Below are 21,737 nucleotides of genomic sequence, written 5' to 3'. Positions count from 1 at the left end.
AGGAGTGGAATTTTACGCATAAAAAATGCACCATCTAGGTGCATTGATATTAAGTCTGAACTGAGTTGGTGCATAAACACCCAAATAACAAAAAACTAATGCGCAATAACGCAATTGCGCTGTTTGTCTTTCGCTTTATAAAGCGCCTTATCGGCCTTACGCATCACTTCGCTTAAACTTTTTGATTGACAGACTGCGAGACCGATACTGATGGTGCAGTAATACTGACCTGCCGGGATATTAAATGCCTGCTTAGCAAGACGCTCCCTGAAGTCTTCTAGCATGTGCTTTGCCACCTTCATATCTGAACTTGGAATGAGTAAAGCAAACTCTTCGCCACCTATACGAGCCACAATATAGTGACCAAATGCACTTCGTAGTAAATCAGCGACTTGTTTAAGTACATCATCACCGCTTTCATGGCCATATTGGTCGTTAATAGATTTAAAGTGGTCGAGGTCTAACAATGCCAATATATGCTGGCCCGGTTTGTTTTTGATTAACCGTTCTGCTTGCTGACAGAAATAACGGCGATTATAAAGCCCTGTTAAATAGTCTCGATGGGCATATTCTTTGATTTCCGCAATTAAATTGAGCTGCTCCATCGTCTGCATAATACGACAATGAAACTCTTCACTCATAAAGGGCTTTGCCAAAAAGTCATTGGCGCCATATTTGATAAACTTTGCCGATAAGCCATGACTTCCCGCGCCAGACAAACCAATAATAGCCAACTCATCACGTCCGCGACTATTACGAACGGATTTCACCAGTTCAAAGCCATCCATCGTCGGCATCGCAAAGTCTGTCAGCAGCAATTTAATTTCATGGTCGCACAGCAACATCTCCAATGCCTGTTCGCCATCTTGCGCCTCAAGCACTGTAAATAATTGCTTTTCAAGCATTTGCTTCATTACCGCTCGACTGATCACAGAATCATCGGCGATCAGCGCCTTGCAACCTTGGTTTCTCAACAGTCTAGATGCTAACTTGACCGCGTATAGGTATGAATCACGATTGTCTTTAATTACATAATCCACCACGCCCATTTCAAGCATTTGCTGGCGACTATATTCATCTATTTTTGAGGTCAGCACCACAGTGGGAATTTTGTGGCTGAGCGTGAGCTGCACGACCTCTGCGTCCATCGCATCGGGCAGCGTTAAATCTACCAGCGCCAATGTATATTGGTGCTGTGCTAAGAAGTCCTTACTTTCCTTGAGGGACCAAGCAAAATCGATTTCGACATCTAGATGCTGAGCAGCAAGGTGTCGCAATACCTGTTGTACGACTTTACTGTCTTCAACAATTAAAATTCTTTGCATGGATTGAGATCTCTTAAGTACAACGAGAAGCGCAGTGAAACAAGAATTTAACGGGGCTAAATACTTTATTACTACATAATAAAGTACTAAATATACGCGAATCTTGCACTAAAAAAAACCAAATCGGCTCAAATTCGTTACTTTTCGATAAACGAGGTTACAACAGCCTATTTTTCAAACCTGCCGTTTTTTTTGTTGAGTTTGTCTCAATGGCTTTGAATTTCAGATGAAATACTTCTTTAATGCAGACATACCTACTGCAATACCGAGGAAGCAATGAAAAAACTACTACCACTATTGCTCGTGAGTTGTGCCCTACTCTCAGCGCCAAGCATAGCTGAAGAGCACAATCGCGCAATTGAGATAGATCATAAAATAACAACTGAGCATAGAGCCGAAATAAAAGGCGAACGTATTAACTACACCGCGACAACAGGCACACAGCCGGTGTGGAATGAAAACGGCGACGCAGTAGCAACGTTGCATTACACCTACTACAAGCGCACAAAAATCAAAGATATGAGCAAACGTCCGCTGCTGATCTCATTTAACGGTGGTCCGGGCTCAGCTTCTGTGTGGATGCACATCGCCTATACTGGCCCAAGAGTATTAAAAATTGATGACGAAGGGTATCCCCTGCAACCTTACGGCTTGAAAGACAATCCTTATTCGGTGCTAGATGTTGCCGATATTGTTTATGTAAACCCAGTCAACACAGGCTACTCTCGCGTACTCAAAAATGCTGAAGGTAAATACCCAAGTAAAGCCGAACAGACAAACATGTTTTTTGGCGTCAACGCGGACGTTAAGTACTTAGCCGAGTGGCTAAATACATTCATTCATCGCAATGAGCGCATGCTTTCGCCTAAGTATCTGATTGGTGAGAGTTACGGTACGACCCGAGTGTCAGGTCTTGCACACGCGATGCAAAATAATCAGTGGCTTTATCTCAATGGCGTTATTTTGGTGTCTCCTACGGAAATCGGTATTAAACGAGAAGGTCCTGTTGAGGTTGCAAACCGTCTACCGTATTACGCTGCCGCCGCTTGGTATCACAAGGCACTGTCCTCTGAATTGCAAAATAAAGACTTACTAGAGGTACTTGCTGAAGTTGAACAATATACTGTTGATCAATATCTTCCAGCACTTGCCAAAGGTGCATTTATTAGCGCCCAAGAAAAGCAAAGTGTGACACAGGCCGTTGCTAAATATAGTGGCTTAAGCGAACGCTTTGTGGCTCAAAATAACCTAGATATTCCCACTGCGGCATTTTGGAAAGAGCTGTTGCGTGACCGCGGCTATACGCTTGGTCGACTGGATTCACGCTATCTTGGTATTGATAAAAGAGACGCTGGTTCTCGTCCTGATTATTGGCCTGAGCTAACCTCTTGGTTGCATTCTTTTACCCCTGCAATTAACCATTACTTCGCAACGGAACTCAATTATAAAACCGACGTAAAATATAATATGTTTGGTTCGGTTCACCCTTGGGATAACAGTGATAATAATGTGGGTGAGCAATTACGATTAGCGATGGCTCAAAACCCTTACCTAAACGTGATGATCCAATCGGGCTACTACGATGGTGCAACGAATTACTTTGATGCCAAGTATAATATGTGGCAACTCGACCCAAGCGGAAAAATGCGTGACCGCTTAAGCTTTAAAGGTTACCGCTCCGGGCACATGATGTATCTACGTCACGAAGATTTACAAAAGTCGAACGAAGATCTCCGCGAGTTTATCTTAAAAACAACGCCAAAAGCGGATCAGTCTGCGCTTTACTAAACTCCCAATCAACTGTGGCCGCGCGAGCGGCCACTTATCTTAACTCTCACTCGGTGGTAAAAATTTCCTTTTATCCTTCTACAGTTACCTATAATCTAGATATACTCAATACTATCTCTCAACAACTTAGGCACACACCATGAACGAGCAGTTTAAAGTCGTCTTCGTTGGCATGGCCGACGGTAAGGATCAGCAAAGCGCTGCTATCGCAATTGCAGACAGGTTGAAAACCTCACCCTCAAAGATCCAGCAATTTTACGCAGGCAAAAGCCTGTTTGCTCCTGCAGATAAAACCAAAGCGCTGAAACAGGTAAAATTACTTGCAAGCGCGGGGATCAATGCCAAGCTACAAAGCCAGACAGCATCCGCCCCAGCCAACGCAGATCAAGAGCGCGTATTTGAAGCGCTGGATTACATCACGAGCAGTCTAATACGTATCGAAGAGCGATTAGAAGAAATTGAGCAGCGCATAGCACCAACCACTCATACAGAAATTGAAGATACCACAGACGAAGAGTGGGAGTCTAAGGAGCTATTCGATGAGCTGGACTTTGAACCTAGCCCTCCTACTAAATCGAAGACTTGGCTGTATTATTTGCTCGCTGTATTAATTCTTTTATTTATTCTGCTTGGTGTGAGTTTGTTTTTCCCTGAATGGCTCGCGTTAGAATGAGTAAAACTAATAGCAACATAAATAAATCTCAAGTTACTCGTGCTAATTTGAGAAAAATGATTAGAAACGCAAGAAACTCGCTGTCAGCAGACCAACAGAAGAAAGCTTCATTACAGCTCAACATTAATTTTTTTCAACAAATAAAACTCCCTAAAAATGCCAATGTAGGGGTCTATCTACAAAACGATGGTGAACTAGACACATCCCTTTTAATTCAATCACTCTGGGATAAAAAACACCGCGTTTTTCTACCCGTAATTCATCCCTTTAATCCCGCTAATTTACTCTTTCAACAGTATGAAAAAAACTCACCCATGAAGGCAAATCGCTATGCTATCTTGGAACCTAAGTTAGATTGTTCAGCTGTGGCACCGCTTGCATCATTGGATTTACTTCTGATGCCTCTGGTTGCTTTTGATGAGCAAGGTAACCGCCTCGGTATGGGCGGTGGGTACTACGATAGAACATTAGCGTTACACTACGCTGAGCAACGAGCAAAACCAGCACTTGTTGGCCTTGCTCATGATTGCCAGCAAGTTTCAAGCTTACCAACAGCAGCTTGGGATGTACCGCTCTCGACTATTCTCACCCCAACCAAACTATACACGTGGCCTAAAAATAATGAGAAGGCAACTAGTTAAGCGCATCTAGAGCCACTTTTGACCATGACGCTGGCACTTTGATTGAGTTATACTCCATACAACTTCAATGACAACTAAGTGTAGCGTTATGACTCAAGATGAAATGAAAAAAGCCGCAGCATGGGCAGCTTTAAACTATGTAGAAGAAAACACCATTGTTGGGGTTGGTACAGGCTCAACGGTAAACCACTTTATTGATGCACTTGGCAGTATCAAGGATCAAATCAAAGGTGCAGTATCAAGCTCAGAAGCTTCAACAGAGAAGCTAAAGGCACTTGGTATTGAAGTTTTTGAGTTAAACGATGTGTCAGAGCTTGCGGTATATGTTGATGGCGCAGATGAGATCAACAGCACCAACGAAATGATAAAAGGCGGTGGCGCAGCACTGACGCGCGAGAAAATCGTTGCAGCCGTTGCCAAGAAATTTGTTTGTATTGTTGATAATACAAAGCATGTTGAGACTCTAGGTGCATTTCCACTACCTGTTGAAGTCATCCCAATGGCGCGTAGCTACGTGGCGAGAGAGTTACTAAAACTAGGTGGCGATCCGGTTTACCGCCAAGGCGTCATCACTGATAACGGCAATGTCATTCTTGATGTGCATGGCCTAGAAATTAGCGCAGCGAAAGCGCTTGAAGAAAAAATTAACCAGATTGTTGGCGTCGTAACTAACGGCTTATTTGCCGCGCGTGGCGCTGACGTTGTAATAACAGGCACTCCAGAAGGGCCTAAAATCAACTAGTGAGATTACAGATGAGCAAGGTTTCGTTATCAAAGGATAAAATTCGAATTTTGTTGTTAGAAGGCGTGCACCAAAGCGCTGTTGAGACGCTAAAGCGCAACGGTTATAGCAACATAGACTACGTTAAAACATCCTTACCGGAGCCTGAGCTGATCGAACGGATCAAAGATGCTCACTTTGTTGGGATCCGCTCACGTACTCACCTTACAGAAGCAGTATTAGAACAAGCTGAAAAGCTGGTCGCTATTGGCTGCTTCTGCATCGGCACCAACCAAGTAGATTTGGATGCTGCTAAAAAGCGTGGTATCGCCGTATTCAACGCGCCATTTTCTAACACCCGCTCTGTCGCTGAACTGGTACTGGGTGAAATTCTCTTGTTACTGCGCCGTGTTCCTGAGCGTAACGCAAAGGCACATCGCGGTGAGTGGGATAAATCGGCCGACGGTTCATACGAAGCCCGTGGTAAAACGCTGGGTATTATTGGTTATGGTCACATTGGCACCCAGCTTGGCATTATGGCTGAGAATATCGGGATGAACGTAGAGTTTTATGACATCGAAGATAAGCTCACACTCGGCAACGCGACACAGCTACACACGCTTACGCAACTGCTACAAAGAGCAGACGTGGTCAGTTTGCATGTACCGGAGACATCTCAGACCAAAAATCTTATCGGTATGGCTGAAATTGAAGTGATGAAGCAAGGCGCAATCCTAATTAATGCATCACGCGGAACGGTTGTTGATATTGACGCCTTAGCTGAAGCATTAGCAGCAAAGAAACTTTCCGGTGCAGCTATCGATGTATTCCCCGTTGAGCCAAAATCTAATCATGAAGAATTTGTCTCACCACTACGCGAGTTTGACAATGTATTGCTAACCCCGCACGTTGGTGGTTCTACCCAAGAGGCACAAGAAAACATCGGTGTAGAAGTCGCAGGTAAGTTGGCGAAGTATTCAGATAATGGTTCAACAGTCACGGCAGTTAATTTCCCTGAGGTTTCTCTACCTGAATTATCAAACCGAAGTCGTTTATTACATGTACACATAAACCGCCCAGGTGTACTAACACAAATCAACCAAGCGTTCGCTCAGCACGGTATCAATATTGCGGCGCAATACCTACAAACAGATGAGTCTATTGGTTACGTGGTAATCGATGTCGATAGCGACCACTCTGAAGTAGCACTGAAAGAGTTAAGTGCGGTTGAAGGGACTATCAGAGCACGTATTCTTCATTAAGCATAACTATTTGAGGAATTAAACCTCGGACATAAAAAAACCAGTCACTGTGATGCGACTGGTTTTTTTGTATCAACCTGGCTTACGCCATGAAATCAACACCTTCTTTGATGTCTTTTTCAAGTGTCGCTAGCATGTCGTCTTTTGCTTTTTGCTCAAACGCGCTTAGCTCACCGTAAGGAAGTAACTTCTCTACACCGTTTTTACCAAGGATAATTGGCTGTGCAAAGAATGTTGCATCGCCTGTGTTACCTTCAACGTATGCGTACTCAAGTACTTCCTCACCTTGTAGGCCTTTCACTAGTGAGAAGCAGAAACGTGCTGCTGCTGCACCCATTGAAAGTGTAGCTGAACCGCCACCTGCTTTAGCTTCAACCACTTCAGTACCCGCGTTTTGGATACGAGTTGTTAGTGAAGCAACTTCTTCGTCAGTGAACTCAACGCCTTCAACTTGAGAAAGTAGAGGTAGAATTGTAGTACCTGAGTGACCACCAATGACTGGGATCTTAACTTCAGCAACGTCTAGACCTTTAAGCTCTGCGATGAAGGTTTCAGCGCGGATAACGTCAAGCGTTGTTACACCGAATACGCGAGCTGGATCATAAGTACCTGCTTTTTTGAACACTTCAGCAACGATTGGTACCGTGCCATTTACTGGGTTTGTGATGATACCAACAAGTGCTTTAGGGCAGCTTCTAACGATACCTTCAGCAAGTGTCTTGATTATACCTGCGTTAACATTGAACAGGTCAGCACGGTCCATACCAGGCTTACGAGGCATACCTGCAGGGATAAGCACTACGTCAGCACCAGCAAGTGCTGGGTCTAGGTCATCTTTACCATAACCCGCTACTTTTACCGCAGTTGGGATGTGAGATAAGTCAACTGCAACACCAGGTACAACAGGTGCAACGTCATAAAGCGCTAACTCAGAGCCAGCTGGAAGACCATTTTTAAGCAATAAAGATAGAGCTTGACCGATACCGCCAGCGGCACCTAATACAGCAACTTTCATTTGAATTCTCCATAATTTGAAGGTGGAATTGAGTGTGCAGTAAAGATAATGAAAAGCGCTGTTAAACACAAATTAATCACGGTTATTTTCGAGATTTTTTGACTAATGTCTTAAATAAAAGTGTAAAGATCGCGACACTTTGTACACTTATGCTTTACGACTGGCATTTTGGTCGTGCAAATTTGGGAATCTTGGTGGTTTTGTGTAGAATTTAAAGATTAGCCGTAAAAGAAGACAGACTATGCAGCCGCAAGAAAAACAAGAAGCACTGATCAAAGCATTTAAAGCTATTTTAAAAGAAGAAAACTTTGGTTCTCAAGGTGAAATTGTTGATGCTCTAAAACAACAAGGGTTTGACAACGTCAGTCAGAGTAAAGTGTCGCGCATGCTAAGCAAGTTTGGTGCTGTGCGCACACGTAATGCTAAGCAAGAAATGGTGTACTGCTTACCAGCTGAAATGAGCGTTCCAACCGCAAAAAGCCCTTTGCGCCAGTTAGTCGTTGATATTATGCACAACGAAATGATGATTATTATTCGAACCAGTCCAGGTGCCGCACAATTAATTGCGAGGCTACTTGACTCATTAGGCACCGCAGACGGCGTATTAGGTACTATCGCTGGCGATGATACGATTTTTATTGCGCCTGCAAAAGTGTCTGAAATCGACGTTACGTTAGATAAAGTAAAAACGCTGTTCGATAACGTTTAGTCTCTTATTTTTATTAGTGCTAACTCATTAGTTAGCACTAACCACGGTACTTTAATCCCAACAAACATACTTCCGCCACTATCACGATAAACAAAAACGTCAGCTTTAGTTACTCGTCTACCCAGCCAGTTGTCGAATCGCGGCGCAATTATTTAATACTCAACAAAGCAAGGCCGAGCTAGCAGAATTGGCGTTTCAGGCTACACAAGCAGAGCTGATGGCAACGAAGTTAGATGACCATCGTTTTAGCCAACAGCTAAGCAAAGAATTAAGTGAAAAGATCGCGGCATTTTGCCAGCAAAATTTATCGCGCTATTTAACCGAGCTACACCCCTTTTCAGGCGAGTTAAGTGCAACTTACTTAGTTAAAGCCCTTGCCAAGTAAGTTAAGCCGAGACAATTTGACCTTGCATCACAGGCAAAGCACATCAGCGAGCAGTTTATCTCGATGGCAAAGGCCAAAGGCGTATGGCAACAGCTTGAGGATATTCAATCAAGACCAGTTGTTAGTAACAGTTCAGCGTCAAAGAACCCATATATGTTGTAACGGTTGAAAAGCGCTTTAGAGGCGAGTCAAAGCCCATGGATGGGCTTTGGAGATGTAAAGCTAAAAAACCTGAACCCGGGATAATAACTTCTGGCTAGAGTGATAATACGCTTTTGAACTTAGGTATTTTAGTAGCTTAACTAACTTCTTACCCCGAGTTCAGGTTAAAACGTAACTTACTCTGGCATTTTTGCCATCACCGCCAAGAATTCTAGTGACGGTGCAAAAAACGCGGAGCCCATATCGGCACTGGAATAATCCAATATGGGGTCGTATTCATCCCCTTCCCCCAATCGACTTCTAAGTACCTGCTCAAAAGCATCGCCCTTGGCGCTGCAACTTAGCGACAAGCTTCCTTGTTCAAACACGTCACCAAATGGCATGCTTTGATTAAGCAGTAGCGCATTACCGTTTGCGTCTTTCAACTCGGTTAATGCCGCGTGGTTACACGGTTCGCAATCTTCAATTAGGTCATTATCTAGACGTGTACGCCCCATCAATTGCTCTTGCTCAGCAAGCGGCAACTCTTGCCAGCGCAGTAAATCAAACTTGACCCGCTGTACATGAATATAACTACCAAGGTGGTCGGCTGCATTTGGGTTGTGCACGAGAGCAACTTCACGTTTACTACGCCCTCTAGGTGTGTCGGCGCCATAAATAAAGCCATTAAAATCACGACCATCTAAGAAACGAAAGGCGCGCACATGTGCCACCATTTCGACTAGGCCGTTTAGCATATGCAGCACACTTTGAGCAAAGATATGATTAACGTCTTCTCGGTCGGAGCGGATCACGTAAAGCAAGTCAAAAGGCTGGGTATGCACGGTGTGCTCAGCCTCAACAATATGTGGAAAGCTTTTTAACTCTTTAGGAATAAACTCAGGATAGATGTGCGGCCAGTATTGGGCACCAACCGCGACAAAGCTCGATAACATAGACTCAGAAAATCTGTCCTCCAACTCCTCTTGCAAGCGTCCACTATTGGCGAGCGCCGCTCTTAGCGCCTCGTCTTGTCCTTCAAGCACATTGAAGAACAAGTGTAAGCCGTGCAAATTGGCTTCAGCACACACACCTGATTGGGCAAGCGCCATGCTCTACTCCCTGCTTATATTCATTTGCTATTAAGAAAAGAAATTTACAGCATGTGCCTTAATTTTTAAAGAGATTGGTTGATTTAAGTCGAGCGGTTCATGAGCCGGATGCGGGACTTCGAGCTCTTGTCCCTCAAATGCAACACGATAAATGTACTCCGTTCCCATAAAGCGCTGATTGAGTACTTTAACGCTGCCCAGCTCGGCATTTTCTAACGTAATGTGCTGTGGCCTCACATACATTTCGCCCTTCGCGTCGATATTACCGAGTTCAACGAGAGACTTTACAGCACCAAATTGGGTTTCTACCGAAGCGCCATTCACTCGCTGTGCAGGAATATAAATTCCCTGACCCAAGAATTCAGCAACCATTTTGCTCTTTGGTCGTTGGAACAGAGTCTTAGGCTCGCCCACTTGCGCGATTTTCCCTTTATCCATAATTGCCAACCGATCAGCAAAAGCAAAGGCTTCTTCTTTCGAGTGACTAACAAAAATCGCGGAAACTTGCTGATCTTTGATTATACGGCGAATATCGTTAATTAACTGAAACCGCACTTGGGCATCTATATTTGAAAACGGCTCATCAAGCAGCAACAGATTTGGCTTGTACGCCAGTGCTCGCGCAATTGCGACGCGTTGTTGCTGACCACCTGACAGCTCGTGTGGAAAGCGGTCGCTATAGTCTTGCAGCTGCACCAAATGGAGCATTTCAGCCACTCGGTCTTGACGTTCACGCTTGCTTTTTGAAGTTAAACCAAACGCGACATTTTGCGCCACAGTAAGATGTGGAAATAGTGCATAGTCTTGAAACATCATGCCGATATTGCGTTTTTGTGGAGGTACGAAAGTGCCGTTACCATTCATGGCTTTGCCTAAAATACTCACCGAGCCTTGAAATGGTTCAATCAAGCCCGCTATCGCCTTTAGCGTGGTAGTTTTACCGCAGCCACTGGCGCCAAGCAAACAAACAATCTCGTTTTGTTCTACAGTCAGATTTAGGCTATCCACAACGGCTTCACCGTCATAGCGATAAGAGAGATTTTCAAGCACTAAACTATGCATTAACTTCGCTGCTCCATAGAACGGTTTACAACATAAAGCGGAATTAAACCAACCAACACAATAAATAGCGCAGAGACAGAGGCCAGCTCCAGCTGCTCATCACTCACATATTGGAAAACGTGTGTTGCCAGTGTTTCATAATTAAAGGGTCGTAATAACAATGCCGCTGGAAGTTCTTTCATACATTCAATAAAAACCAACAGTGCTGCGGTTAAAATACCGCGACGCAGCAATGGCAGATGTATTGATAACATGGTTTTGAAACGATTGCGACCCAACGAAAAGCTTGCCATATCCAGACTTGGACTGATCCGCTGATAACTTGATTCGACCGCGCCTTGCGCGATCGCATAAAATCGTACAACGTAAGCGAAAACCAGTGCAAAAATCGTCCCACTGAACAGCAAGCCAGGCTCAAATGAAGTACCTTCAAGCCAAGTATTTAGCTTGTCGTCTAATAAAGTGAGTGGAATAAGTACTGCAATTGCCAGCACAGTGCCCGGTAGCGCATATCCGGTACTTGCAAGCTTGCCCGGTAGCGTGGCGCGTTTACCACTGCTAACTCGCTGGTTAAACACCACCAGCATGCTCATGATAATTAATACCACACTCACCCAAAACGCTATTTTTAAACTTTGCCACGCATACAAGAAAAAGTCGTCATTCCAAGCTTGTTCAAAATAGTCGATGGCGTAATCGGCAAGCACCCATGTAGGCACGATAAAAGCAGCAATAAGAATAAACCAGCAAAATGCGCTGGCTAGCCAAGCCTGCACGCCTTTAAGGTGATAAAGCGTGGTACTGTTGACACTCGATTGGCGCTCGTGCACAACTTGAGTTGGACGACTCACTCGCTCCAGCGTTATGACCAAAAATAAAAACAGTAGCATAATACCTGAAATTTTAGCCGCCGCGGTAAGTGAATAATAACCTAGCCAAGTATCATAAACGGCGGTGGTTAGCGTGCTTACGGCAAAGTAATGTACGGTTGCAAAGTCCGCCATACTTTCCATAGCGATCAGAGCAAGCCCCGCCGCAATCGCGCCTCGAGACAAAGGTAAACTCACCTTAAAAAAGCTCTGTGAAGGCGACTTGCCCATAAGTTGGCTGGCTTGCACCAGCTTAAACGACTGCTCTCTTAGTGCTGTTCTAAAAATCAAAAATAAATAAGGATATAGCACTAGCGCAATCATCACGATTGCACCAGACAAAGTGCGAATATCAAAGAACCAATAATCGTTTGGAGATTGCCAACCAAACCACTCTCGCATCGCGATTTGCACAGGCCCTGCGTAATCCAGCAAATCGGTATAAACGTAAGCAATCAAATAAGTTGGCATCGCGAGCGGTAGCATCAGCGACCATTCGAAAAAGCGCCGACCAGGAAACTCACAATACGCGGTTAGCCAGCCAAGGGGTAACGCTATCAAAGCGCAAAGGATGCATACACCAACAATAAGCAAAACCGTATTGCGGACATAATCCCACAAAACGGTGTCCCAAAGATGAGCAAAGACTTCGGAGTCAGGTTGTAGCGACTCAAAGATTAAGAACATCAGCGGGACTGATAGACTAAGCCCTATCAGCCACGCAAAACTCTGCCATTTAGACAGTGAAAATGATAATTGCATTAAAGGTCAAACTTTACCTCATCGATTAGCTTAAGTGCTAACGGACGGTATTTACTGATCTCTGACAATGGTAGGCTGTCTTCCTTAAACTCACCCCAAGATGCCACAAGTTTCGATAACTCGACGCCAGGTTTAACCGGGTATTCCATATTCATCGACGCATACATATTTTGCGCCTTATTGTCGGTCATAAACTCAATGAGTTTCAAGGCATTTTCAGTATTTTTAGCGTGCTTGGTTAAGACAACACCAGAAACGTTGATATGTGAACCACGATTTTGTTGATTTGGGAAGTTGATATATACCGCTTCAGCCCACGCTTTTTGCTTCTCATCTTCCATCATCTTACCGAAGTAATAGCTGTTTCCGATGGCCAAGTCACACAGCCCTTCTTTTACTGCTTTTACTTGTGCACGGTCGTTACCCTGAGGCTTACGAGCTAAGTTTTTCTTCACGCCTTCAAGCCATTCTTTGGTTTTTGCTTCACCATGGTGTGCAATCATAGACGCCACTAGACCAAGGTTATAGGGATGCTTACCTGAGCGCGTACAAATTTTCCCGCGATATTGTTCATCCGCTAGCGCTTCATAGGTAAGCGCATCTAATTTACCTACGCGGTCTTTTGCAGAGTACACGTTGCGCACGCGCTTAGTCAGCGCAATCCACTGACCTTCAGGATCTCTGAAGCTCGCTGGGATATTGTTGGTGACGGTTTCGCTGTTAATTGCCTGTGTAAGGTTTTCGTCTTCAAGTTGAATTAACGCACTGAAGTTTGAAGTGAGTACAAGGTCGGCACGGCTATGCTTGCCTTCACGCTTGACACGCTCAATTAAGCCTTTTTTTGCAAAAACCACATTGGTCTTGATACCGGTTTGCTTGGTGAAGTCATCCAAAATAGGTTGGATCAGAAAAGGTTGTCTAAACGAGTAGATATTAACTTCCTCTGCAGCCATTGCTGGTAGGCAAGTAAGCGTTGCCAGTAAAGTAACAAGTGCTTTTTTCATAAAGACTCCATTTGGTAAACAATAATTATTATCAACTAATTCTACCTGTAATTGTGCTGTTTTACACCCTGAATCTTTGCAACTACGCTCAAGATAAAATTAGCGTTGTAGAAAACGGGAGAATTAACTGTGAGACATATCTCACTTAGCTGCCAGAAATTGAGTAAAGATGTGCTGAAATAACACTCAAAAATATGATAACCAATTAATAAATATAAAGTTATTAATTATTACTAAGAAAAGACTCAAAAAAGATTGAGTTTCACTGCTCCTCATTTTTTTTAGCCCGCTTATACTTAACAACATCTCAGGAAGAGAGGCAAAGGATTCACGGGAAACGCTCAGGGTAGGATTTGCGAATGGATAAGCACCCACTTAAAGGAATATAGGGAAAAGAGAGCGAGATTGTATGTCACATGGTGTGATTGCTTTAAAGGATAGGGACTAAAGGTTCATGGTGAATCTGAGGATTGCTTCAGGGGAGAAGCTAAACGTTAAAGGATAACGTTACTGCATTGGATATGCAGGTGGTTAAGGATGAGGAAGGAAGGTACATCGGATGTACTGGTAAAATGTGGCTTAGGAGATGCCAATTGTTGCGATTAATAGCGCAACACCTAGCTTGAAGCAACACGTTCAGGCTACCAAGTGCCAAAGTAAAACAACGTGATGATTGGCACTGCTATTTTGGAAAGTAGCAAACAGGGACAATTAGAACAAAGGGTATGTTCTTAGCAAGTGGATGGCAATGGATAAGACAGCGGACGTGTAAAAGGAAGATGGACACAGGGCAAGATGCCTTTATTCGCAAAACGAGAACACCAAGCGATGCCATGGAAGAGGAAAAATTCAGGACGTTGAACTACTCAACTTTGCAGGATGCATTTAGAAGATTCCGTAAGCGCGACTCAGCAATGGGTCGCGCGCTTCTTATTTTGTTCCTATCTATCGCGTGATATTGCGTTTGTGTTATCGAGATGTTTGTGGTGTCGAAATAAATTTCGTCCTACCGTCATCTTGCTCACTGTACCGCGTAAACAATTCAGCTTCTTGTCGAGATAAATCTCGTCCTACCGTCATCTTGCTCGCTGTACCGCGTAAACAATGCAGCTTTTTGTCGAGGTAAACCTCGACCTACCGGCATCTTGCTTGCCATACAGCGTAAACAATACTGTTTTTTGTCAAGATAAATCTCGACCTACCAACATCTTGCTTGCTTTACTGCGTAAACAATTCAGCTTTTTGTCGAAATAAATTTTGACCACCATCATCTTGCTCGCTGTACTGCGTAAATAATGCAGCTTTTTGTCGAGGTAAACCTCGACCTACGGTTAGGGCTCAGCCTACAGTTTGCTGCGCTTCCCTTTTAAGTATGCATCTCTGAAATCGATAAAATGCTCGGTTAATTTATCTGCCGCATCCTGCTCGCCGCATTCGGCAAACAATACACACGCAACTTCTGCTGTACCAAGCTGATGTTCATGCGGCGCGACTCGAAGCTTGTAATCCGAGAGCTTTTCAGGGGCGATGGATAACACGGGTAAATTATCGAGATAGGGGCTCTTTCTGAACATTTTTTTAGCTTCACGCCATGTGCCATCCAAAAAGATAAACAGTGGTGTTTTATTCTCAGTGCGAGTCACCTTGGTAATTACCCGTTCAAGCTCCACGCCTTGCTCGGGGAAAACGACTATTGGTGCATATTGCTCGTCCGAAAGAAGCGCTAATAACGCAGCGTCAGGCTCAGTTCTGTCCCAACGAAAGGCGTAGTTATCAGGGATCACATCAGCAATTAAGCGTCCGGTGTTAGAGGGCTTAAAGCTTTCATTATGATACATAAGCAAACACACTGCACAGTCTGCTTCGGCCACTTCGACTTTATCGCAAATACATAGAGTCGTGGCTAGTAAGCAGCATTCACAACGCGCAAGCTTTGACCCTCTTGCCTTATATTCGCGTTGAGCCGCAGCGATTTGACGCTGTCTAAGCGCTAGTACTGAATTATTCACTCTATTCCCCATCTAAAAATGCCGCCGTATTTTAGTAAAGCGCTCGGCTGGCGTCTACGCAAACTTAAGCAACATCTTTACTCACGACATAAGCTTTTGTACTCTAGAGTATTATTGGCTTTCATTTGGGGTATACAAAATGCAAGTAAAGGACTCTGCAAGACTGAGTTATCGCCTACTCACTCCACAAGATGCACCACTGCTCGCCGATCTGGATAGCGACCCTGAAGTAATGAAATACATCACAGGTGGTCGGCCTAACTCACTTGAGGAAGTAAAAGCTGTATATATTCCGCGTTTAACTGAGTTTACGGATGAGAACAGAGGTTGGGGGCTTTGGGGTTGCTTTGAACTGCCAAATAAGGCGTTTATTGGTTGGATTTTGGTTCGCCCTGCTAACTTCTTTTCAGAACAAAGAAACGATCAAGATTTAGAGCTCGGTTGGCGCTTTAAGCGAGCGTCTTGGGGTAAAGGGTTTGCGACAGAAGCGGCAAAACACCTTATGCCAGACCTAGTAGCAGCAAATCCTATCTTGACGCACTTTAGCGCTATCGCTGAAGAAGAGAACCTTGGCTCTATCAATATTATGAAAAAGCTTGGGATGAGTTATGTGAAAAAAGGGCTTCACAAAGATATTTTAGGTGATATGGAAGTCGTTTATTATCATAAACTTATAAGTTAACCGAACAAAAGCGCAACCACCTAACACCACGGTTGCGCATACTCACTGCTATTAAATGCCTTTGCGACGCAGTGGTTCGGCATACATGCTCAGCACCAATTGCTTCAATTCTTCCGGTACAGATTCAAGCTTTGAGATAAAGTCCTCTTTATCTTCTGGGCTCACTTGCGCATCATCACCTGCAGCTAAGTGATTGGTTGAATGCAGATAGTATAAATCTAAAATCTGTTTATCGATGACATTCGCCAGCTCATCTGGGTTTTCAACATCCGCAGTGATAGGGTCACCAAATGCGATATGTACGTGGCCTTTATCTGAGCTAAAACCCTCGACAATGCTAGCAATGTCTTCACCTTGCGCTTTCACATATTGGCCAAACTGTTTTTTATGGTATAGCTCTTTTGCCTTAGCAACCGCACACGGCTCATATTGATAGGAAATAGCAACGGGCACAATCCTTAGCTGTTTTACATAATCTGAAAAATCTAGCTTCTGTTTGCGACCATTGAGCTGTAGCATTTTTAACAGTGCTGGATCGGTTTGATCCACTCCGTCCTTTGCACGCCCTTCTTTTTGCGCAATCCAAATGGAGTTACCTTCACTTAATGAGTCACAAATGTAGGCAGAAAGCTGGGTTAATGCTTTTAGCATTTCTTTTGGTGCTTTTGCCGAGCGCTTTACAATAAAACTCTTATTAAGGCGCATGAGCTCAGTGATATAAGGTACTTGCAGTAGGTTATCACCAATAGCGATGCGCACCGTGCGCATATCTTGCTGATGCAAGCCCCAGTTAACAAGTGCTGGGTCTAAAACGATATCGCGATGGTTTGAAATAAATAAATACGAGGTATCCGGGTCTAATGTTTCAAGTCCAGAATAGGTAACTTTAGACGTCGTTTTATTGATTAAAATTTGTAGATAGTACGCCACCTCATCTTGTACTTGCTCAATTGTACAAAAGTCTCCCCACTTCTTTTTTAGTTTCATTCTTACTAGTGGACGCGCGATAGCTGGCCAAGCACTCAACCAAGCTGGCAGGTTATATTTGGCGACCACATCAATGAATTGATCATCACCTAGCAGACGTGCCAATGCTGGCACTACTTCATCATCATTATACGGTCTAATGTCAGCGTATTTATCCACTCTACTTCTCAAATTGTCGGATTAACGAATACTGGAACGCATTCTATCGTGTCAAATAAACAGACGCTAAGCATTTCATGTCTGACCACCAAGGCGATATGCCAAGTTGGAACATAAAATGCCTAAACGTCAGGTAATTGTAATACGGTAAAAAGTACCACAATTGTTTATCTTCTAACAACTTTACCTAATTTGAGTATAGCTAATCTTAGTAAGAGTGCTGCTAATAATGCGCCCATCGATATTGTCAACCAATGTGGTAGCACTTCGTGTTCCTCACCTATCATCGGTGTTACCACAAAACCGTAAGTATTAACTAAGTAATCCGTTAAATAGCCAAAGATAAGTGCAACTCCGATAACGCCGCCCAGATAGGCAAACACGGCTCGACGCCCTAATTCTTTACCTACCACCCCGATTGTGGCGATGTTAGTTGCAGGACCTGCGAGCATAAAGACCAATACCGCACCAGGTGACACACCTGCCATTAACAAGCCCGCGGCGATTGGGGTTGAAGCCGTTGCACAGATATACATTGGGATACTGATAAGGATAACCACTAGCATGGCGATAATACCGTCGCCCCATTGAGATAAGAAAGACTCAGGCACAAAAGTTTGCACTAACGCGGCAAAGAATAAACCGATAAGTAGCCAAACTGCGGTATCGGACAGTAGTTGATTACAACTGAACTTAACAGCTTCTACTGTTTTGCCAAAAACCCCTTGGTTTTCAGGTACGGGGGCTGGCTCACAACAGCTTGCCGTGGCTGATGAAGAATCGCAACAACTAGTTACGGCAGGCTCCGTAGTATCACAACAAGACATATTCGCCCCAGCCATTGCTAATTGCGGGCCAGCAGGCGCACAGCAGCTTGAGTTAACTTTTGCGGTTTCCACTTTAGCGCTGGCGCAACAGCTATCATGGCTGTGATGCTTTTCAGCTGGCTTTGGCTCTGGGTGATGATTAGCGTCACAACAACCGCTAGTCGCGCTTGGTTCCTCTGAGGTATTAAGGTGCTTTAGCGGCACAGGCTTTTCATCTTTCTCACTGCCAACGAGTAACCCTGCCGCAATTGCGCTAACCACAGCTGCAATTGGCCTAATTATCGCCATAAAAGGACCAAGTAGCACATAAGAAACCGAGATAGAATCCACGCCAGTTTCAGGTGTTGAGACTAAAAATGCGGTTGTCGCACTTTTTGAGCCCCCCGCTCTTCTCAGTCCCACTGCAGCTGGAATAACGCCGCAAGAGCAAAGCGGCATAGGTGCCCCAATCAGCGCTGCCTTTATCGTTGTCCAAAACCCTTCTTTACCTAAATGCTTTTGTAACAAGTCTTTTGGAATAAATACATTCAGTAACCCGGCCAATATTAGACCAAGCAGTAACCACGGGGCAGATACTAAAAATAGCTGCCAAAAATTTACTATCAGTTCATTCATCGATAGCCTCCAAGGCCGTTAAAATCGAGCAGCTCACTGCCGCTTCCTTACCGCCGCAGCATTGCTCTGCTAGCGTCGATAACGATTGTTCAAATTTTTGTAACTCAGCGATCCGCGCTCTCACTAAATCCCGTTTAGTGATAGTTAGCGCTTTTACTTCTTCACAACTGTGCTGATGCTTTTCAAACTTTATCTTCAGCAAGTCTTGTACTTCTTTGAGGCTGAACCCCACTTCCTTCGCGCGAAGAATAAAGCGCATTTGCTTTTCACTTTGCTCATCAAACAACCGATACCCGCCCTCGCTCCTTGTGCAAGGGTGTAGGAGATCGTTTGCTTCATAATACCTTAACGTGTCAGTTGATACGTGAAGTCGCTTTGCCAGCTCACCAATCTTTACCACTTTACACTCCCAAGTCCTGAAGATTATCCTAGTCGACATCACAAGTATAAACCTTAGAGTTAACTCCAAAGTCAAGAAAAGGATAAAAATAATGCAAATCGTGGTATTAGACGCTAAAACACTTGCAGGAACCGATCTTTCCCCCATTGCCAAACTAGGCACATTAACGTCTTACGACACCACATCCAGTGATGACATCATCACACGCTGTAAAGATGCGGCAATCATCATCACCAATAAAGTAAAACTAAATGAAGAAACAATAGCGGCGTTACCGCAATTACAGCTGATTTGTGTCGCGGCCACGGGCGTAAATAACATCGACTTAGCAGCCGCAAAAGCCCATCAAGTTGCGGTGGCTAATGTGGCTGGTTACTCAACCCCTTCTGTCGTGCAGCACACCTTTACTATGCTTGGTAACTTAATGACAAATATCCATCGTTATCAACAAGACTGCCATGCAGGCCTTTGGCAGCAAAGTGACATGTTTTGTCGTTTGGACTACAGCATCAATGAAATTGCAGGCAAAAACTTTGTGATCGTAGGCCATGGAACGTTAGGAGAAGCCGTTGCAAAAGTCGCACAAGCATTTGGAGCTCAGGTAATTGTTGCCGAACGTAGAGGCGTAACTGAGATTAGAGCAGGACGAATGGCTTTTGAAGAAGCACTGCGAATTGCAGATATTGTATCGATTCACTGCCCGCTTACCGCTGAAACTGAAAACCTGATTGCGAGTGCTGAATTCGCCCTACTTCCAAATCATGCTTATCTTATCAACACCGCAAGAGGCGGCATAGTCAATGAACACGCGTTGGTGGATGCGCTAACTAACAAGCAAATAGCTGGTGCTGCTGTGGATGTCCTCACACAAGAGCCGGCACAAGCAAGTAATCCACTTGTTCAATACCAAGGTGAGAACTTGCTTTTGACACCGCATACGGCATGGGCAAGTAAAGAGGCCATCGAACGTTTAGTCAGCGAAATTGCCATTAATATTGAAAATTTTTTGGCTGGGACAACGAGAAACCGGGTGGTCTAGATTATTGTTTTAGTAGGTAATATAGCTAAATGTTAGTGAAAACCCTCAACTACGAACTGGTTAAAAACCAACAACAAACTGATATATATAAACTTTATTAGTTGGCAAAGAGTTTGCAACTCTTGTGATAATTCAAGCAAAAACAAATGGCTGTTTGCATTATTTGCTCAGCAACAAAATTAAAAAGGAAAACAACAATGAAAAAATTAATGTTAGTGGCTGCGCTTAGCTCTACTCTATTATCGGGCTGTATCGTTGCTGTATCCGACGGTGAAGTAGAGCATGGTTGGGCTTCTGAATACAACTCGTCTAACTGGGAACATAAACAGCGCAAAAATCGTGAAAAGATTGCCAACCTTGAAATGGGTGTATCTTACTCATCAGTAAAAGACATGTTTGCCACACCTGATTTTAGTGAGTTGGTGTCAAAAGACGGCGACAACTATCAAGTGCTTTACTATGCAACTAATAGCAAACACTCAGACGGCAAAGTGACAAAAGATGAGTGCACGCCATTGGTATTCAAAAACAACCTACTGGTTGGCTTTGGTGACAGCGCACTACAACAAATTCAGTAAGGTTTTATCGCACCAAGGATGGTGAATAATGCGGATATGCTTTCGTCCCACATATGACTTTCCATATTTATAATGCTTTAATAAATACCATGCTTTGCTGTTTTTGTGCAGCGGCAAGGGCAGTATCAGCCACTTTTATCAGTTCAGCTAGCTCATTACTACAGTGATTTTCAATATGAACCGCACCAATGCTAACGCTCACATGGGCACATATGGGTGAGGCGATATGGGGGATTTTTAACGCATTGACTGAGTTGTGTAGCGATTCGGCAATCTCACTAATTACATCGATATTATGCTGAGTTAGCACCAACGCAAAACGAGTACCATCAAAACGGCCAATGAATAGAGAGCGTCTTGTTGCGGCTTCTTCTAGCGCTTTGGCTACCTTAAATAAGCAATCATCACCATGCATATAGCCATAGTGCTCATTAAACGTTTTAAAATAATCTACCTCAGCGAGCATAACGGTAAACGCACAGCCATCTATTTTCGCGCTCTCTAATGCTGATTTCATAGCTTCATCTAGATATCTACGATTGGGCAACTCCGTCAAACCATCGATAGAGGCCAGCTTTTCGAGCAGGTCATTTTTCTTTTTTATCGCTAAATGGTTTTTGATCCTGGCTTTTACAATCAAGGGATTGAAGGGTTTAGTAATATAATCCACCGCCCCTAACTCCAAGCCTCTTGCTTCGTCTTTAAAGCTCACGCTACCGGAGATCACGACAACCGGAATACCATAGGTGCTCGCATCCCTCTTTAGGCATTCTAAAATAGAAAAACCAGCGCCATCAGCCATTAACACATCTAAAATGATAAGGTCTGGTTTACTCGCTTTGAGTTCATCAATACAAAACTTAGTGCCTGTGCTTTGGGATAGTCTATGACCCTCACCCAATGTATTACTTAGGACCATTTTGTTTATTGGGTCATCATCAATAATAAAAATGTGCTCAGCTTGCTGCATCT

The 21,737-nt window shown here is 43.9% G+C and carries 22 protein-coding genes; 11 read left to right on the top strand and 11 right to left on the bottom strand.

The genetic code is table 11. The annotated features are described in order from the left end of the window. Nucleotides 1-95: 95 nt before the first annotated feature. Entirely contained in the window at nucleotides 96-1,325 is a 1,230-nt protein-coding gene (locus B1L02_RS03265; RefSeq protein WP_088529903.1) for a diguanylate cyclase domain-containing protein, read from the bottom strand. 276 nt (nucleotides 1,326-1,601) lie between these two features. Between B1L02_RS03265 and B1L02_RS03260 the strand changes: the two genes are divergently transcribed. From B1L02_RS03260 to serA, 5 genes are all read left to right on the top strand, one after another. Next, complete coding sequence (locus B1L02_RS03260) at nucleotides 1,602-3,113, top strand: S10 family peptidase (RefSeq protein ID WP_088529902.1); 1,512 nt, start codon at nucleotides 1,602-1,604, stop codon at nucleotides 3,111-3,113. Nucleotides 3,114-3,252: 139 nt separating this feature from the next. After that, entirely contained in the window at nucleotides 3,253-3,786 is a 534-nt protein-coding gene (locus B1L02_RS03255) for a hypothetical protein (protein WP_088529901.1), read from the top strand. After that, the gene (locus B1L02_RS03250; protein ID WP_088529900.1) at nucleotides 3,783-4,427 is read left to right on the top strand and encodes a 5-formyltetrahydrofolate cyclo-ligase; all 645 of its coding nucleotides are present in this window, start codon (nucleotides 3,783-3,785) and stop codon (nucleotides 4,425-4,427) included. Before B1L02_RS03255 ends, B1L02_RS03250 begins: the two co-directional genes overlap by 4 nt. An 88-nt stretch (nucleotides 4,428-4,515) precedes the next feature. Continuing rightward, a complete protein-coding gene (rpiA, locus tag B1L02_RS03245) occupies nucleotides 4,516-5,169 on the top strand; it encodes a ribose-5-phosphate isomerase RpiA (protein WP_010372275.1) in 654 nt (217 codons plus the stop codon). A gap of 11 nt (nucleotides 5,170-5,180) precedes the next feature. Then, nucleotides 5,181-6,410: a phosphoglycerate dehydrogenase gene (serA, locus tag B1L02_RS03240; RefSeq protein ID WP_088529899.1), complete on the top strand. Its 1,230-nt coding sequence runs from the start codon at nucleotides 5,181-5,183 to the stop codon at nucleotides 6,408-6,410. Nucleotides 6,411-6,492: 82 nt separating this feature from the next. Here serA and mdh read toward each other — a convergent pair whose 3' ends face one another. Further along, on the bottom strand, nucleotides 6,493-7,425 hold the full coding sequence (gene mdh, locus B1L02_RS03235; protein ID WP_088529898.1) for a malate dehydrogenase: 933 nt from the start codon (nucleotides 7,423-7,425) through the stop codon (nucleotides 6,493-6,495). Nucleotides 7,426-7,666: 241 nt separating this feature from the next. On the opposite strand from mdh, the gene argR reads away from it, so the two are divergent. Both argR and B1L02_RS24220 read left to right on the top strand, forming a co-directional pair. Continuing rightward, entirely contained in the window at nucleotides 7,667-8,134 is a 468-nt protein-coding gene (gene argR, locus B1L02_RS03230; RefSeq protein WP_010372285.1) for a transcriptional regulator ArgR, read from the top strand. A 217-nt stretch (nucleotides 8,135-8,351) separates the two neighbouring features. Beyond that, a complete protein-coding gene (locus B1L02_RS24220; RefSeq protein WP_223191936.1) occupies nucleotides 8,352-8,519 on the top strand; it encodes a hypothetical protein in 168 nt (55 codons plus the stop codon). 338 nt (nucleotides 8,520-8,857) lie between these two features. Here B1L02_RS24220 and B1L02_RS03220 read toward each other — a convergent pair whose 3' ends face one another. Genes B1L02_RS03220 through B1L02_RS03205 form a run of 4 tightly spaced genes read right to left on the bottom strand, consistent with a single transcriptional unit; the run spans nucleotide 8,858 to nucleotide 13,469 of the window. Further along, nucleotides 8,858-9,772 carry a Dyp-type peroxidase gene (locus B1L02_RS03220; protein ID WP_088529897.1) on the bottom strand — a complete coding sequence of 305 codons (915 nt, stop codon included), beginning with the start codon at nucleotides 9,770-9,772 and terminating at the stop codon, nucleotides 8,858-8,860. A 30-nt stretch (nucleotides 9,773-9,802) separates the two neighbouring features. After that, nucleotides 9,803-10,834, bottom strand: coding sequence for an ABC transporter ATP-binding protein (locus B1L02_RS03215; RefSeq protein ID WP_088529896.1), 1,032 nt, complete (start codon nucleotides 10,832-10,834; stop codon nucleotides 9,803-9,805). After that, entirely contained in the window at nucleotides 10,834-12,465 is a 1,632-nt protein-coding gene (locus B1L02_RS03210; RefSeq protein WP_088529895.1) for an ABC transporter permease, read from the bottom strand. Before B1L02_RS03210 ends, B1L02_RS03215 begins: the two co-directional genes overlap by 1 nt. After that, on the bottom strand, nucleotides 12,465-13,469 hold the full coding sequence (locus tag B1L02_RS03205; protein WP_088529894.1) for a Fe(3+) ABC transporter substrate-binding protein: 1,005 nt from the start codon (nucleotides 13,467-13,469) through the stop codon (nucleotides 12,465-12,467). The genes B1L02_RS03210 and B1L02_RS03205 overlap by 1 nt, the downstream gene beginning before the upstream one ends. Before the next feature lie 725 nt (nucleotides 13,470-14,194). Here B1L02_RS03205 and B1L02_RS23965 point away from each other — a divergent pair. Further along, a complete protein-coding gene (locus B1L02_RS23965; protein ID WP_088529893.1) occupies nucleotides 14,195-14,425 on the top strand; it encodes a hypothetical protein in 231 nt (76 codons plus the stop codon). Between the two features lie 387 nt (nucleotides 14,426-14,812). On the opposite strand, the gene B1L02_RS03195 is transcribed toward B1L02_RS23965, so the two are convergent. Further along, nucleotides 14,813-15,478: a tRNA-uridine aminocarboxypropyltransferase gene (locus tag B1L02_RS03195; RefSeq protein ID WP_088529892.1), complete on the bottom strand. Its 666-nt coding sequence runs from the start codon at nucleotides 15,476-15,478 to the stop codon at nucleotides 14,813-14,815. 139 nt (nucleotides 15,479-15,617) lie between these two features. Between B1L02_RS03195 and B1L02_RS03190 the strand changes: the two genes are divergently transcribed. Then, nucleotides 15,618-16,160, top strand: a complete 543-nt coding sequence (locus tag B1L02_RS03190) for a GNAT family N-acetyltransferase (RefSeq protein WP_088529891.1) — start codon at nucleotides 15,618-15,620, stop codon at nucleotides 16,158-16,160. A 51-nt stretch (nucleotides 16,161-16,211) separates the two neighbouring features. Here the strand turns inward: B1L02_RS03190 and B1L02_RS03185 are convergent, their stop codons facing one another. From B1L02_RS03185 to zntR, 3 genes are all read right to left on the bottom strand, one after another. Continuing rightward, a complete protein-coding gene (locus B1L02_RS03185; RefSeq protein WP_088529890.1) occupies nucleotides 16,212-17,306 on the bottom strand; it encodes a 1-acyl-sn-glycerol-3-phosphate acyltransferase in 1,095 nt (364 codons plus the stop codon). 167 nt (nucleotides 17,307-17,473) lie between these two features. Continuing rightward, on the bottom strand, nucleotides 17,474-18,748 hold the full coding sequence (locus tag B1L02_RS03180; RefSeq protein WP_088529889.1) for an SO_0444 family Cu/Zn efflux transporter: 1,275 nt from the start codon (nucleotides 18,746-18,748) through the stop codon (nucleotides 17,474-17,476). Further along, nucleotides 18,741-19,148 carry a Zn(2+)-responsive transcriptional regulator gene (zntR, locus tag B1L02_RS03175; protein ID WP_088529888.1) on the bottom strand — a complete coding sequence of 136 codons (408 nt, stop codon included), beginning with the start codon at nucleotides 19,146-19,148 and terminating at the stop codon, nucleotides 18,741-18,743. Before zntR ends, B1L02_RS03180 begins: the two co-directional genes overlap by 8 nt. A gap of 91 nt (nucleotides 19,149-19,239) precedes the next feature. On the opposite strand from zntR, the gene B1L02_RS03170 reads away from it, so the two are divergent. Continuing rightward, entirely contained in the window at nucleotides 19,240-20,187 is a 948-nt protein-coding gene (locus B1L02_RS03170; RefSeq protein WP_088529887.1) for a D-2-hydroxyacid dehydrogenase, read from the top strand. 197 nt (nucleotides 20,188-20,384) lie between these two features. After that, entirely contained in the window at nucleotides 20,385-20,765 is a 381-nt protein-coding gene (locus tag B1L02_RS03165; RefSeq protein WP_088529886.1) for a DUF3192 domain-containing protein, read from the top strand. A gap of 67 nt (nucleotides 20,766-20,832) precedes the next feature. Here the strand turns inward: B1L02_RS03165 and B1L02_RS03160 are convergent, their stop codons facing one another. Continuing rightward, complete coding sequence (locus tag B1L02_RS03160) at nucleotides 20,833-21,735, bottom strand: diguanylate cyclase domain-containing protein (RefSeq protein WP_088529885.1); 903 nt, start codon at nucleotides 21,733-21,735, stop codon at nucleotides 20,833-20,835. Between the last annotated feature and the right edge of the window lie 2 nt (nucleotides 21,736-21,737).

The organism is Pseudoalteromonas piscicida, assembly GCF_002208135.1.
GTDB classification, from domain to species: Bacteria; Pseudomonadota; Gammaproteobacteria; order Enterobacterales; family Alteromonadaceae; genus Pseudoalteromonas; species Pseudoalteromonas piscicida_A.
The sequence above is the reverse complement of the archived record's forward strand: the minus strand, read 5'-3'. Positions and strand labels throughout refer to the sequence as shown.